Origin of the sequence: Paenibacillus algorifonticola (genome assembly GCF_000971975.1) — a bacterium.
In the GTDB taxonomy this organism is placed as follows: Bacteria; Bacillota; Bacilli; order Paenibacillales; family Paenibacillaceae; genus Pristimantibacillus; species Pristimantibacillus algorifonticola.
In genome coordinates, this window is record NZ_LAQO01000026.1 from 76,458 (window position 1) to 90,984 (window position 14,527).

12 protein-coding genes are annotated in these 14,527 nt (G+C 48.5%); all 12 read left to right on the forward strand.

Annotated features, from left to right (window positions below; all coding sequences use genetic code 11):
- Positions 1-14 precede the first annotated feature (14 nt).
- The 12 genes from WH37_RS25510 to WH37_RS25565 all read left to right on the forward strand — a co-directional run bounded on the left by WH37_RS25510 (position 15) and on the right by WH37_RS25565 (position 14,521).
- Positions 15-707, forward strand: a complete 693-nt coding sequence (locus WH37_RS25510; protein WP_231594362.1) for a GntR family transcriptional regulator — start codon at positions 15-17, stop codon at positions 705-707.
- A 142-nt stretch (positions 708-849) separates the two neighbouring features.
- Positions 850-1,755, forward strand: a complete 906-nt coding sequence (locus WH37_RS25515) for a dihydrodipicolinate synthase family protein (protein ID WP_046233466.1) — start codon at positions 850-852, stop codon at positions 1,753-1,755.
- A 64-nt stretch (positions 1,756-1,819) separates the two neighbouring features.
- A complete protein-coding gene (locus WH37_RS25520) occupies positions 1,820-2,908 on the forward strand; it encodes a glycoside hydrolase family 88/105 protein (RefSeq protein ID WP_052737209.1) in 1,089 nt (362 codons plus the stop codon).
- A complete protein-coding gene (locus WH37_RS25525; RefSeq protein WP_046233467.1) occupies positions 2,895-4,064 on the forward strand; it encodes a mandelate racemase/muconate lactonizing enzyme family protein in 1,170 nt (389 codons plus the stop codon). Before WH37_RS25520 ends, WH37_RS25525 begins: the two co-directional genes overlap by 14 nt.
- A gap of 92 nt (positions 4,065-4,156) precedes the next feature.
- Complete coding sequence (locus WH37_RS25530) at positions 4,157-5,710, forward strand: extracellular solute-binding protein (protein ID WP_046233468.1); 1,554 nt, start codon at positions 4,157-4,159, stop codon at positions 5,708-5,710.
- Positions 5,711-5,726: 16 nt separating this feature from the next.
- Entirely contained in the window at positions 5,727-6,713 is a 987-nt protein-coding gene (locus tag WH37_RS25535; protein WP_046233469.1) for an ABC transporter permease, read from the forward strand.
- A 29-nt stretch (positions 6,714-6,742) separates the two neighbouring features.
- Entirely contained in the window at positions 6,743-7,636 is an 894-nt protein-coding gene (locus tag WH37_RS25540) for a carbohydrate ABC transporter permease (protein ID WP_046233470.1), read from the forward strand.
- Positions 7,637-7,922: 286 nt separating this feature from the next.
- The gene (locus tag WH37_RS25545; RefSeq protein WP_074904757.1) at positions 7,923-9,449 is read left to right on the forward strand and encodes a response regulator; all 1,527 of its coding nucleotides are present in this window, start codon (positions 7,923-7,925) and stop codon (positions 9,447-9,449) included.
- 15 nt (positions 9,450-9,464) lie between these two features.
- A complete protein-coding gene (locus WH37_RS25550; protein ID WP_052737211.1) occupies positions 9,465-11,273 on the forward strand; it encodes a sensor histidine kinase in 1,809 nt (602 codons plus the stop codon).
- A gap of 109 nt (positions 11,274-11,382) precedes the next feature.
- Positions 11,383-12,759, forward strand: coding sequence for an ABC transporter substrate-binding protein (locus tag WH37_RS25555; protein ID WP_046233472.1), 1,377 nt, complete (start codon positions 11,383-11,385; stop codon positions 12,757-12,759).
- A gap of 122 nt (positions 12,760-12,881) precedes the next feature.
- Positions 12,882-13,685, forward strand: a complete 804-nt coding sequence (locus WH37_RS25560) for a carbohydrate ABC transporter permease (protein WP_197091396.1) — start codon at positions 12,882-12,884, stop codon at positions 13,683-13,685.
- A gap of 5 nt (positions 13,686-13,690) precedes the next feature.
- The gene (locus tag WH37_RS25565) at positions 13,691-14,521 is read left to right on the forward strand and encodes a carbohydrate ABC transporter permease (RefSeq protein WP_046233474.1); all 831 of its coding nucleotides are present in this window, start codon (positions 13,691-13,693) and stop codon (positions 14,519-14,521) included.
- The last annotated feature ends 6 nt before the right edge of the window (positions 14,522-14,527 follow it).

Here is a 14,527-nt window from a genome sequence, read left to right on the forward strand (position 1 = left end):
ACGAGGGGGCGGTAATGATGAGCATACACGGTCATGAGGAAGATATAGCTTTGCAGACGCGCTCGATTCGCGACGTCATTTACGAGAAGCTGAAGGAAGCGATTTTGTCCGAGCAATACAAGGCGGGCCATCATTTGAAGGAACGGGAGCTGGCCAAGCAGTTCGGCATCAGTACAACACCGCTGAAGGAAGCGCTGCGAAGGCTGGAGCAGGAGGGGCTTGTTACGACAAGCGCCAGACGGGGAACGTTCGTCTCCAGCGATATTATGAACTCGGTTGAGGAAATCAACTGGGCGCGATCGGCTCTGGAGGGCGTAGCCGCACGGCTGGCGGCGCTTAAAATAACGGATGAGGAAGTCGGCATGCTAACGGAAACAACGGTGCAAATGCGCATTTATACTGAAGCGAAAAATACAGAGCAGCTGATTGCGCTTAATGGGCATTTTCATAAATTGATCCGAACCTATGCGAAAAATAATTATATTTTTCAACAGATTGAAGCGATTCACTCCTTTGACCGTTCCTTTCGTAAAAAGGCGCTGTCGCATGAGGATGAGCTGGAGCGGGGATTTCAGGAGCATTATGCCATCTATCAGGCCATTGTAGCGAAAGATGCTGATCTTGCCGAGAAGCTGATGATCGGACATATTCGCCGGACGATTGAGTTTGTGAAGGAAAGCAAGGCAGCGGCGAAAGCGAAGAGCTAGCATGCGGCGCGAAGACGGGCATGGGCAACAGGGACAGTAGGTTCGGCAGCGGGGCGGGATGAAAATAATGGCTGACCTTCATTCCGCAGGCAAACCGCTTTGACAAATAACAGTAGATTGATAGAAAGGAGATGCTGAAACGATGTATGAAGGCATTAAAGCTAAACTAAGAGGCATCAACGCGATCAATGTGACACCATTCGATGGGCAGCTCGGCATTGATTGGACATCGCTGCAAGGCAACATTCGCTATCTGCTCGATCAAGGCATTCAAGCGATTTATCCATGTGGCAACACAGGCGAGTTTTATGCGCTGAGCGTGGAGGAGGCAAAGGAGGTTACGCGGTTCGTGACAGACACCGTAAACAACGAAAGCTTGGTCATTGCCGGAGTGGGCTATGATGCGAGTACAGCCTCCGAGCTAGCTGTTCATGCGGAAAAATGCGGCGCCGACGGCATTATGGTGCATCAGCCGGTTCATCCCTATTTGTTGGCGCAGGGCGTAGTCGATTATTACAAGCAAATCGCCGCCGCGACCTCGCTGCCCATGGTTTTGTATATCCGCAGCGAGCAAATTACGCACGAGGCGATTGTACAGGCTGCTGCCATACCGAATGTCGTGGGCATCAAATATGCAATTAATCATCCACCATCATTTAGCCGGGCCGTACAGGCTGTGGAGGACGACATCGTGTGGATATGCGGAACGGCTGAAATGTGGGCACCAACATTTTATGCGGCCGGGGCAAAGGGCTTTACGTCGGGAATGGTCAATGTGGATACTCGTCGATCGTTTGCAATGCTGGAGGCGCTGAATGCTGGAAACTATGAGCGGGCAATGGAAATTTGGAGCGAGGTGCTTCCATTTGAGCAGCTGCGGGAAAGCCATCGAAACGGCAATAATGTAAGCGTAGTCAAGGAAGCGATGTACCAGCTGGGGCTGATTGCAACGAGAGTGGTTCGCCCGCCTATCAGCACATTAACGAGCAAGGAATGCGAAGAGGTAGCAGGCATGCTGAAGGAATGGGGCTTGTTGCAGCGCGTCTAAGGGGCGATTCCTTTCATATATGTAAGCGCATTAAATGGATTTTGATCAAAAAGGAGGAAATTGAATGGCGGAGCCAAACATACCAGAACTGCAATTGCTGCTAAGTCGAACCGCGGAGCGGACGCTGGCGCTGAGCCACACCTTTTCGGATGAGCCCGGAGGCATTCGCTGGAGGCGCTGGGACTGGAGCATCGGCGTTGCCTTCTATGGCGTAGTAAAGGCAGGGGAAGCAGCGGGAGATGCACCTTATGACCTGATGCTGAAGGGTTGGATTGATGGGCGAATGAAAACGCATTTTGAGAAAGTATGCGTAAACTCCAATTCGCTGCTGCTGACGCTGCTGCATTTGCGTGATCAGGACGACGAAGGCCAATATGCGAGCTTTTTTCAGACGTTTGACGATTATTTGCTGAATAGCGGGCCGCGCACCGATTCTGGCGCCCTTGAGCACACGGTGCTGGACAATGATTGGTCGGATCAGGTATGGGCCGACACGCTGTTTATGAGCTTGCTTTATATGGCGCAGCGGGGAACGCTTCTCAATGATGAGCGGTTCAGGCTGGAAGCCGGAAGACAGCTCGCTCTGCATTGCAAGCTGCTGTACGACCCTGATGAAAAGCTGTTTTATCATGGCTGGAACGATAAGCAGAAAAAATGGATCGGCGTTCATTGGGGCAGAGGCAATGCGTGGATGACTGCGGGCATTGTCGATATTTTGGAGCTGCTACCGTCCGAGTTTGCGGACCGGGAGTCGATTTTGGAAACGCTCCATGCGCAAGTAAAGAGGCTCGCTGAGCTGCAAGAGGATTCTGGCCTTTGGAGAACGGTGCTGAACCGGAAGGACACGTATACGGAAACGTCGGCCACGGCAGGCATTGCCTACGGCCTGCTGAAAGGAATCAGGCTCGGCTTCATTTCGGAGCAATACCGCGAGATGGCGGAGCGAGCGCTGGCTGCGGTAGCGGCGAGCATTGATGAGGAGGGCAATGTAACAGGAGGCTCCTCAGGCACGCCAGTAAAGGCGGATGCCGAGGCTTATAACCAAATTCCGTATGAGATTACGCCGTTCACGCAGGGGCTCGCGCTGCTTGCTCTCTATGAAGGCTTACAGCATAACAGAAAAGGGAGTGTTTCTATTCATGAAGCTGTCTGATTTACGTTTGACCGTCGTTGGCGTGCCGCGTTCCACCGGTTTTGTCAGCAAGCATGTCATTGTGGAGCTGATGACCGATGAAGGCTTGACGGGCATCGGCGAAATGTCGGACTTTTCCCACCTTCCTTATTATTCGATTGATCTGAAAGATTTGACGACGGTGCTCAAGGGCATCTTGATTGGGCAAAATCCCTTCCAGCTGTCGCGCATGAATATGGAGCTGAAAAGCCATTTTCCCGAAGCCAACTTTTATTATGAGAAGGGCAATTTTATCCGCAATGGCATTGATGCGGCGCTGCATGATTTATGTGCGAAGGCGCTGAATATGCCGGTATCCGAATTTATGGGCGGGGCTATTCAGCAGAAAATTAAAGTATGTTTTCCGATCTTCCGTCACCGGTTTATGGAGGAGGTTGAAGAAAATATCGCCGTCGTCCGCCAGCGGCTTGAGCAGGGCTTTGACGTCTTCCGGCTGTACGTGGGCAAAAATCTGGATGCGGATGAAGCGTTTCTGGATGGCGTGCAGCGTGAATTCGGCTCGCGGGTGAAAATTAAATCGCTCGATTTCAGCCATTTGCTGGACTGGAAAGCGTCGCTCAAGGCGATACGCCGACTATCCGCTTATGATTTTGAAATGGTGGAGAGCCCGGCTCCGCAAAATGATTTCGAAGGGCTGCGGCAAGTTCGCATGAAATCGGATTATCCCGTAAGCGAGCATGTGTGGAGCTTCCGTCAGCAGCATGAGATGCTGCGTCAGGACAGCGTTGATATTTTCAACATTTCGCCGATTTTTATTGGCGGTCTGACGTCAGCACGGAAAGCGGCGGCAGCCGCAGAAGTGGCGGGGAAAGGCTGTCTGCTGGGCACGACGCAGGAGCTGTCGATTGGAACGGCAGCGATGGCGCATCTTGGCAGCACGCTCGTCAACCTCAATTATACTTCTGACCCGACGGGGCCGGAGCTTTATGTAGGCGATGTAGTCAAGGAAGCGGTCCGCTATGAGGATGGTTATCTGCTAGTGCCAGGAGCTGACAAGCCAGGGCTTGGGATGGAGCTGGACCTGGAGAAAATCGAGCAGTACCGCGTGCCGGATTTAAGCTGGGGAGCGGTATCCGTCCATCAGCTGCAAGACCGGACATCGCAAACGAAGCAATAAAGCAACGAAGCAATAAAGCAACGAAGCAATAAAGCAACGAAGCAATAAAGGCAAGCCATGGCAAGCATTCCTATAAAAAGGGGAGACGACTCATGAAAAGCAAGCCGATTCAGCCTTTTGCAAGCAACAGCAAGCGGTGGGTGAACCTCATCTGCTCCGGCGTATTGACGCTGGGGCTCGCCGCGGGCTGTGCAGGAACAGGAGAGAAAGCAGGGAGCAGCGGAAATACCGGGGAGAAGGCAGGTACAGACAAGCCGTATAAGCTGTCGATTGCGCTGCGGCAGGTTGGAGATATCCCGGCGAAGGGCAATGAGGTGGAGCAAGCGATTGAAAAGTATACGAATACGGAGCTCGCGATTCAGTGGATCCCGCAGGCGGCGTTCGATGATAAAATCAACGTCATGATTGCTTCCAATGAGCTGCCGCAAATTTTAAAGGTCAACTATGTGCCAAATGTGATGAATGCAGCCCGTAACGGCTTGTTTTGGGAGCTGGGGCCGTATTTGAAGGATTATCCGAATCTGACGGCACAGGATCAGCGCTACTATGACAATATTAAAATTGACGGCAAGCTGTTCGGCATCCCGAACTACCGCGATATTGGCCGGGCAGCCGTCGTTTACCGCAAAGATTGGTTTGATCAAGCGGGGCTGTCATTGCCCGTCACGATGGATGATTGGTACAACGTTATGAAAGCGTTTTCTGAAAATGATCCAGATGGCAATGGCAAGCAGGATTCTTATGGCACGATGCTGTTCAAAAATTACAACGCCGGAACGCAGCCCGTCATTACAAGGCTCGCGGTCAGCATTGGCGGCGTAAATCGTTGGGGAGAGGAAGACGGCAAATTTACGCCGGAGTTTAAAACACAGCCGTATATGGATGTGCTCCAGCTGTTCCGCAAGCTGTATGCAGACAAGCTGATTAATCAGGATTTTGCCGTCTATGATGTGACAGAGCTGGATAAGGCGATGTATGACGGCAGGGTTGGTATGCGTTTGAATGTTTCGGCGCAAAATGTACAGGGCTACTCTACCGCCATGAAGGATACCATTCCATCGGCAGAATGGGATATTGCGCCATTCGCTGGGCCAGATGGGCCGCGAATCGCGGGTGAGCCGGGCAACTTTGGATTTTTGGCGATACCTAAATCGGCAGTCAAGGATGAAGCGGAGCTGAAGCGCGTGCTGACCTTCCTCGACAAGCTGATGGATGAGCCAATGTCCACACTGCAAATGCGCGGCATTGAAGGCAAGCATTATGAACTGGTGGATGGCACAAAAACAAAGTATACGGATTTTGCCTTGTTCCAGCGGGAGGTCAAGCCGTATCGTGACGGGCTGCTTAACATTGAAGGCTATAACGTGCCGGAGCTTGAGGATACGCCAATTGCACTCAAAGGCACAAAAATGGCGAGAGAAAATATTCAATATGCGGTGCCGAATCCGGCGTTGACGCTCAATTCGCCGACCTATAATGAACGCGGCGTAGAGCTGGATCTGATTATTCGCGATGCGGAAACGAAATATATTATGGGCCAAATTGACGATGCAGGCTTTCAGGCAGAAGTGGATAAATGGGCGAAGGCTGGCGGCGATGCAGTCGTGAAGGAATATGAGTCGTCCTTCGTAGAGCTTGGAGGCTAACAAGGGAGGGACGCGTATGAACGCACAAATCCGCACGACGGGCAGCAGTAGTAGTAGTCCAAGTAAATCAACGCTTGGCAAGGAACGGGTAAGCAGACGCAGCGAGTGGCTGCGGGAGCTGATTAAGGATAAATGGATGTATGCGATGCTGCTGCCAGGCGTATTATTTTTCATCATTTTCAAATATGTCCCGATGTACGGCGTCATTATCGCTTTTCAGGATTATCAACCCTTTCAGGGCGTGCTGGGGAGCAGCTGGGCAGGGCTCAAGCATTTTGAACGCTTTTTCTCGGAGCCGCAGTTTTGGCAGCTGTTCCGCAATACGCTGCTATTAGCGATTTACAACATCGTCTTTTTCTTTCCACTGCCGATTGTACTTGCTTTGATGCTGAATGAGGTGCGGATCGAGCGCTTCAAGCGGTTTGTGCAGACGATGATCTATATTCCCCATTTCGTCTCCTGGGTCGTCGTCGTAGGGGTATTCTACATTATACTGACGACGGAAGGCGGCATTATCAATGAAATGCTGTTTGCGCTGACCGGGCATAAAATCGCCTTTTTGCTGGAGCCGAGCTGGTTCCGAACGATTATCATTTCGCAGTCGATCTGGAAGGAGGTAGGCTGGGGCACGATTATTTTTCTCGCGGCGCTGTCGGGCGTTGATGTGCAGCTGTATGAAGCGGCGCGGATTGACGGAGCCAATCGGCTAAGACAGTTGTGGCATATTACGCTGCCGGCCATTCGCAGCACGATTGTCATTTTGCTTATATTGCGGCTGGGCACGTTTCTGGATTCCGGGTTTGAGCATATTTTCCTGATGCTCACTCCGACCAATCGCGACGTTGGTGAAGTATTCGACACGTATGTGTACGTGAAAGGTTTGACTCAGGCGCAGTATAGCTACAGCGCGGCAGTAGGCTTGTTCAAATCCTTCATCGGCTTAATTCTGGTGCTTGGAGCGAACTGGATGGCCAAGAAATTTGGGCAGGAAGGGGTCTACTAACGCCATCATGAGAGTAGGAGGAATGGGCAATGAGCAGGGAGCAGTCTTATGTTCGCGTTGATAATACGCTGGGCAACAAATTGTTTGACGGAGCCAATATCATTGTGCTGACCATTATCGCTTTGGTGACAGTACTGCCGTTCATTTATATTTTGGCTGTATCCTTTACGAGTCCGGAGGAGGCGGCAAAAGGGGGCTTTATCCTTTTTCCGAAGTCGTTCTCGCTGTCGGCGTATCAATATATTTTCTCCACTGATACGCTGATGCGCAGCCTGCTCGTATCGATTTATGTGACGACGCTCGGCACGGCCATCAATCTGCTGTTGACCTGCCTGATGGCCTATCCGCTTGCAAAGCAGACGCTGCGCGGACGGCAGCCGATTTTAATGGCGGTACTGTTTACGATGCTGTTTAGCGGCGGACTCATTCCGACTTATTTTGTCGTAAGCGGCATGGGGCTGACGAATACGCTGTGGTCGCTGATGATCCCGAATGCAATAAGCGCGTTTAATCTGATTGTGCTGAAAAACTTTTTTCAGCAAATTCCCGATGGGCTGGAGGATTCTGCGCGAATCGACGGCTGTACGGACGTCGGCGTGCTGTTCCGTATCGTCATTCCATTATCAATGCCTGCGATTGCGACCTTCGGAATGTTTTATGCGGTATCGCATTGGAACCAGTTCTTCAGCGCCATCATTTATATTAATGACAGCGATAAATGGCCGGTGCAGGTGCTGCTGCGGGAAATCGTTATTTTGGCGCAAAGCCGGATCGGCGATACCGGATTCGATGAAACGGCGATTCAGCCGCAAACGATTCGGATGGCGGTTATCGTATTTGCTACGATTCCGATTTTGCTCGTATATCCGTTTCTGCAAAAGCATTTTGCCAAGGGCGTTATGCTCGGCTCGGTTAAAGGGTAAGGGCAGGCAGCAAGGTTTGCGTTTATTAAATCAGGTAAAGCAGCGGCAAGGCAGCCGCATCTTCGTCCCGTCCAATGGGATAAGGTGCGCGGCCTTGCCGCTGTTTGTATGAACGGAAAATGGAATGCTTATGAACACAATTGGTTGAAAAAATGAAAGTATTGATTCTGAATCTTTATTGTAATTATTAAGATTGTATATAGAATAGGACGTGTAAACGATAACGGCTAGAAACATCCCATATATATTGCTATCAAAAGGCCATTGAAATGAAAGGGGATGGAAGATGTTGAACGTTTTAGTTGTTGATGATGAACCGAAGCACAGGAGAGGGCTTTCCCGGATGCTTAAACATTTAAGGCCGGAATATACCATTTATGATGCGATGGATGGTGCGGAGGCGCTTCAAAGCATGAGTGTTCATCCGATTGATTTGGTGTTTACGGATATTCAAATGCCCATAATGAATGGCCTCGAATTGATGGAGCATCTCATCGATCGCGGGGGGAGCGAAAGCATTATTATAATGAGCGCTTATTCGGACTTTGAATACGCGCAGCGCGCTCTGCAATTAGGAGCTAGCGATTATTTGCTGAAGCCAGTTGAAGAACAAAAGATCGTTCAGCTGCTTGCGAAAACGGAAAATAAAATGCATGCCTTGCGCCTTGCTTCTATGGAGTCTTCTCTTGCCGAATTGTTTGAGGGATTACCGGATATAGAGGATTATCAGCGGCTTGAAAGAACCTTTCCAGCTATTGGCCATGGTATGGTGTTGGCTGCGATATTGAGCTCTAAAAGGGAGACTGGCGATCGGAAAGGGATGCTGAATGAGCTAAAAGCGATGTTGGAGGCAGCCTTGAAGGAGCATGGGTTTTCCTTCGCTTTCTACATGTCCGATAAGGTGCTGCACACTTTGATCATAAGCGGGGAAAACGTACCAATCTTCACGCCCGAATGGAGAGGAAGTCTCCGTATGATCATTCGTCACTTCTCGGCCCAGCATGGAGCCGAATTAACGTTCGGATTGGGAAATGCCTTTACCAAATGGGAGCACGAAGCCAGAGAATCTTTTAAACAAGCTAATCTCGCCCTGCAAACGAGATTTTACAAAGGTGGAGGCGTTCTGCTCGAAGTCGATCAAATGAATGACAGCAACCATCGGGCGTTGCTAAAGCTTGAGGTGCGTTTTTTGACAAAAGCCGTTGTATCGGGCGATAAGCTAGGCATTCGATCCTATCTGGATGCAACGATTAATCAGGCGACCGCAAGCGGCTTCCCCCAGCCTGAAAAGCTGGTATATGCCATCGCTGCAGCTATTCATCATTTAACCTCCTGTTTAATGGAAAAAGGGCTGCTGTCTTTCAATAGTGCTGCATTTGAGGAAGCACTGCTGCAATGCCACACCGTCGAGCAATTAAAAAAAGCGGCACAGGCATGGATTTTCGAATTGGCCGATTGTTTGGATAATCGAACATCATCCTGTCGAAATGAAGCCATTATTGATGCCTGCAAAGCCTACATTGAAAACCACTATGACGAAGAATTATCCCTCAGTACGATCGCTGCGAAATTTCATTTTAATGCTTCTTACTTTTGTTTATTATTCAAAACGCATACCCATACGACCATTAACCAATATATTATGCAAACGAGAATGAGGGCTGCAGCGGGGCAATTATTGCAAACCTCTCAAAAGGTGTACCAAATTGCCGAGAACGTCGGCTATAAGGATGTAAAATATTTCATACGGCTGTTCCGCAAGGAATATGGCAGCAGTCCAGAGGAATATCGTCATTTATCTGCTACTCGCTAAAGGAGGGGAGCTTAGTTGCGGACGCCTTATTTTTTACATCGCTTTCAAAAGCATTTTAGCTTGCGGTCTAAGCTTTTGCTGACCTATGCATTAATCGTCACGCTGCCGCTCGTCATATTAAGCTCAAAATATTTTTATTCCAGCAGGGAATTTGTTTCGGATTTTGCCCGGCAAAACCTTTATTCGGTCGTGAAGCAAAACAATGAAATGATTGATGAAGAGCTTTCGCGGGTGGAAGAAAGCAGTCTTGCCATGTTCGCAGATCAGGTGCTGTATGAGCAATACTTGCATGCGGATCCAAAGGATGAATACAGCATGATTACGATGGAGAAAAAAGTGAATCAGGTCATCAGCAAATATTTCCTCGACTTAAATCAGATTTACTCGATTCATTTAATGACGAGTTATGCAAATATCGGCACGTCTACTTTTATTCCCTATCAGGACTTTCATAAGACCGCTTTATATCAAAGGGCACGGGCAGGAAATGGGGGGATGGTATGGGTGCCGACGTTTTCGTTTGATCGCATGTTTGATCGGAAAACGAGCCAAGTGAGGCCGCCGGAATATGCCCACCTGCTGTCGGGTGTACGCCTGCTCAAATTGTTTCAAATCAATAATAGCGAAGTGATAGAGCTGCAAGGGAAGGCTGAGATGCCGGTGCTGGTCGTTACCTATAATCCCGAAATGTACGGCGCTCATTTGTCGGGTGCACTTCCAGCGGGTGGAGCTTCTTTTTTTATTATGAGTGCGGAGGGCGAGCTCATATCAGGCACGGACATGTTTAAAGAAGCACGCCCAGGCAAGCCCGCATGGCTCGATGAGATTGCAGCAATGAAAAGCGGCACAATCACCGTTATGCAGGATGGAAAGCCGTTAATCGTTTGCTTTGATACTTCTAAAGTAACGGGCTGGATATCGGGCATTACGATTTCTCCCGGAAAGCTAATGGCCTCATTTTTGCCTGAAATTAAATCATATACGATCTACTTGGCTGTATTTCTCCTTATCGTTTCGCTCCTGCTCGCTTACATATTCGCAAGCTCCATTACTAGGCCCATCCATCAGCTGCTGAAAGCGATAAAAAAGACAGGCGAGGGCGAATTCGACACTAGAATTCCCGTCGAGTCCTATAACGAAATGGGCTATCTGATTCATAAGTACAATCAAATGAATGTGAAAATTAATAGATTAATCGAAGAGAACTACATCGTCAAGCTAAGGGAGAAAGAAACGCAAATTATGTCGCTGAATATACAGCTTAACCCTCATTTTTTGTATAACACCTTAAACATTATGAATTGGACCGCTCTAGAAAACAATCAAAAGGAGCTAAGCAGCATGATTGTCAGCTTATCCGCCATGCTTCAGTACACATCTGCAAATAGTCAGGACATTGGCGATTTCAATGATGATTTAAATTGGCTCAAGCATTATATTTTCATCACGGATCAGCGTTTTGAAGGGAAGTTTACCGTAACTTATGACATTGCGCCCGAGCTTTATACATACACCGTGCCTAAGCTTTTTTTGCAGCCCTTTGTTGAAAATGCGATCGTGCATGGTTTTGCCCATATCCATCGCGGCGGGCTTATTCAAATTCGCGGCTGGCTGGAGGACAAGCAGCGCTGCTTCACGGTTGAAGATAATGGCATCGGCATTCCAGAAAGCCAAATCGCGTCTTTGACAGAAACGGAGAGCAGCTCGATCGGCATCCAAAATGTCGACAAACGAATCAAGCTCATCTACGGAGATTCATATGGTGTAACCATTTATTCTCAGCCCCAAAAGGGGACGGTGGTGAAAATTCATTTGCCTTTGTAGAAGATGCGAAGATCCTCCACCAATACAAAAATGTTCGAATTCTTTTTATAGCTGCTCTTATTTACAATAAAACTATAAACCATTTGTAAATACGATGGAGGGCGAGCCAATGAAGAAGGCTAAACGTTTAAACGCATTAGCTTTGTCGGCAGTTTTCACCATGACAGTCATACTGACAGCCTGCTCCAGCAATGAAGGGTCTCCTGAAAATCAAAACGGCATAAAACCACCCAAAGAAGGCGAGCAGGTTACGCTTAAATTTTCCTTTTGGGGCGACACCATCGAGAAGAAGACGGTCACGGAGGCGCTTAAGCGTTTTGAGCAAGAAACGGGTATCATCGTTGAGCCCATGCATGTGCCATCGGATTATTTGACGAAGCTGACGACGATGGTGGCCGGAAATGTGGCACCCGATCTCGGTTATTTGTCTTCCGGCGCAGCACTCAGCTGGGCAGAGGACGGAAAGCTGCTTAACCTCACCCCGCTAATTGAAAGCGATCCCGATTTTAAAAAGGAAGATTATTTAGATCAAATTTGGTACGACTACGCGCCTGGTAAGACGATCGGAATGAGCACGGCAGTAGAAGGCTATGGATTAATGTACAACAAGGATATGCTGCTGGACGCTGGTGTTGAGCTGCCTCCGACAGAAGCGGGTAAGGCATGGGATTGGGATACGTTTATCGAATATTCAAAAAAACTAACGCTGGATGACACAGGGAAAAATGCGCTGGACCCGGCATTTAATCCGGATAAAATCAAACAGTATGGCTTCCAATATGATCCGTACAACATGATGGCAGCGGTTGTCTCCAATGGCGGCAACTTTCTAACGGAAGATGGTACGGGCTTCGGATTGACGGAGCCAGAAGCTATCGAAGCGATTCAAAAGCTTGCTGATCTGATGTATGTTCACCATGTTTCACCGACCCCGCTTCAAACGAAAAGCCTTCCCGATATGGCGCTGCAGACGAAAAAAGTCGCCATGACCGTATCTGGAAACTGGGCTCTGCAAGCATTCGCCGAACAGGACTTTAATCTAGGTGTAGGCGTTCTACCTAAATTAAAGGAAAGCAATACGCTGCTGGATGGCGCGCCGACGGTTATTTTCAGCTCGACCAAGCATCCTGAGGAAGCATGGCTGCTTTATAAATATATGGCTGATCCAGAGTCGGTTCTGCCGCTGATAGCAGGCGGATTGTGGATGCCGCTCAAAAAATCCTGGTATACCGATCCAGAGCTGATCAGTAAATGGGCGTCAGGAAACAAAGCGCATCCAGAGGGCTATACCGAATCCTTCATGAAGCAAACGCTTGAGAATGGCATCCGGACGCCAGGCTTTGAGGTGAAAAATCTAACTAAAATCAATGCGCTTGTAACGCCTGCACTTGATTTGGTGTGGACAGGGAAAGAAACAGCCGAGCAAGCGTTAAAAGGTGTTGAGCCTAAAGTTGAGCCGCTCATTCAGGGTTATTACGGAAGATAGGCTGATAGCCATTCCCCCGGAGAGGAGGTATTTTTATCACTCGCAAACGTCGTATTGCGCTTGCTGGCATCCTGTTTGCCTTGCCCAGCATTTTGGGCCTGCTCACTTTCACGATTTTGCCGATGCTATCAAGCTTGCTGCTTAGCTTCACGGACTATCGTATTGTGAATACGCCGAAATTCATCGGGTTAGACAATTACACACGGCTTTTTGATGGAACGGATCAATATTTTTACAACTCTTTAGCGGTTACGTTTAAATACGTGATTTTAAGAGTTCCTCTTGGACTCATCTTTTCATTTATCGTCGCCTTTTTGCTTAATATGGAGTTTATTCGCGGCAAGTCTATTTTTCGAACGATCTTTTATTTGCCGGTTATTGTGCCCGCTGTAGCCTCCTCGATGATCTGGATTTGGTTGTTCAGTCCGGACTTGGGGCTATTCAACAGCTTTCTGGAAGCGCTCAATCTCCCAACCTTAAACTGGCTTTATTCAGAGGAAACGGTCGTTCCTTCTATTGTTCTCATGAGCCTTTGGGGGATGGGGAGCACGATCATCATTTTTCTGGCTGGCCTGCAGGGTGTACCGAGATCGTTGTACGAAGCGGCTATTGTGGACGGTGCAGGCGCCATGCGTAAATTTCTACACATCACCATACCGATGATGACACCGATCATTTTCTTTAATTTGATTATGGGGTCGATTGGAGCCTTTCAGGTTTTTACAGAAGCGCTCATTATGACACAGGGCGGACCGAACAACGCCAGTTTGTTCTATAACTATTACATTTATCGCGAGGCGTTTTTATTTGGAGAAATGGGGCATGCTTCGGCGATTGCCTGGATTCTCTTTATGATCATCCTCATCGTAACGGCGATTTTTTTCCGGACTTCAAAATCATGGGTATTTTATGAAAGTGAGGTGTAGCCCAGATGCTGAGAAGTCGCCGAATCTCGCAAATAACCGTCTATTTTTTCCTTTTAATAGGAGCCGCGTTTTGCCTGCTGCCGCTGTTCTGGCTTATACGCAGCTCATTGATGACATCTATTCAAATTTTTGAAATGCCGCCCAAGTGGATTCCTGCCCCGTTTCAATTTCAAAACTATGTGGAGGCGCTGACATCGATCGATTTTTTCCGATTTTTCCGAAATACGCTGACCATTACGATTAGCTGCTTGGCAGGAGCGCTGATCAGCAGCTCGCTTGGCGCGTATAGCTATGCAAGGCTAAGCTGGCCGGGGAGAAATATTTTTTTCTCCTTGCTGTTAGCCAGCATGATGCTGCCCAGTGCGGTTACCTTGATTCCAACCTTTATTGGCTGGCGATTGGTAGATCTCATTAATACGTATTTCCCGCTTATTATGCCGGTCTGGTTTGGCTCAGCCTTTGATATTTTTCTGCTCAGACAATTTTATTCGAGTATTCCAAAAGATTTAGATGAAGCGGCGTATGTCGATGGAGCTGGCCCCTGGACTATTTTTTACCGGATCATTATTCCTTTGTCTAAGCCGGCTTTAATCGTCATTGGGTTGTTTTCCTTTATGAATTCCTGGAATGATTTTATGGGACCGTTAGTTTATTTAAATGAGGAAAGCAAATTTACAATGGCACTCGGTCTCCAGATGTTTCAGTCGCTTCACAGTGCGCAGTGGCATTTGCTAATGGCCGCTTCCACCTTTGTCATTATGCCTGTCATCATCGTGTTTTTTATAGGGCAGCGTTATTTTATTGAGGGTATTACGTTAACCGGAATGAAAGGGTGAGAACAA

Bases quoted from the DNA above. Each gene is read 5' to 3' on its own strand.
- WH37_RS25510 (WP_231594362.1), top strand. From the start codon at position 15: ATGATGAGCATACACGGTCATGAGGAAGATATAGCTTTGCAGACGCGC.
- WH37_RS25515 (WP_046233466.1), top strand. From the start codon at position 850: ATGTATGAAGGCATTAAAGCTAAACTAAGAGGCATCAACGCGATCAAT.
- WH37_RS25520 (WP_052737209.1), top strand. From the start codon at position 1,820: ATGGCGGAGCCAAACATACCAGAACTGCAATTGCTGCTAAGTCGAACC.
- WH37_RS25525 (WP_046233467.1), top strand. From the start codon at position 2,895: ATGAAGCTGTCTGATTTACGTTTGACCGTCGTTGGCGTGCCGCGTTCC.
- WH37_RS25530 (WP_046233468.1), top strand. From the start codon at position 4,157: ATGAAAAGCAAGCCGATTCAGCCTTTTGCAAGCAACAGCAAGCGGTGG.
- WH37_RS25535 (WP_046233469.1), top strand. From the start codon at position 5,727: ATGAACGCACAAATCCGCACGACGGGCAGCAGTAGTAGTAGTCCAAGT.
- WH37_RS25540 (WP_046233470.1), top strand. From the start codon at position 6,743: ATGAGCAGGGAGCAGTCTTATGTTCGCGTTGATAATACGCTGGGCAAC.
- WH37_RS25545 (WP_074904757.1), top strand. From the start codon at position 7,923: ATGTTGAACGTTTTAGTTGTTGATGATGAACCGAAGCACAGGAGAGGG.
- WH37_RS25555 (WP_046233472.1), top strand. From the start codon at position 11,383: ATGAAGAAGGCTAAACGTTTAAACGCATTAGCTTTGTCGGCAGTTTTC.
- WH37_RS25560 (WP_197091396.1), top strand. From the start codon at position 12,882: ATGCTATCAAGCTTGCTGCTTAGCTTCACGGACTATCGTATTGTGAAT.
- WH37_RS25565 (WP_046233474.1), top strand. From the start codon at position 13,691: ATGCTGAGAAGTCGCCGAATCTCGCAAATAACCGTCTATTTTTTCCTT.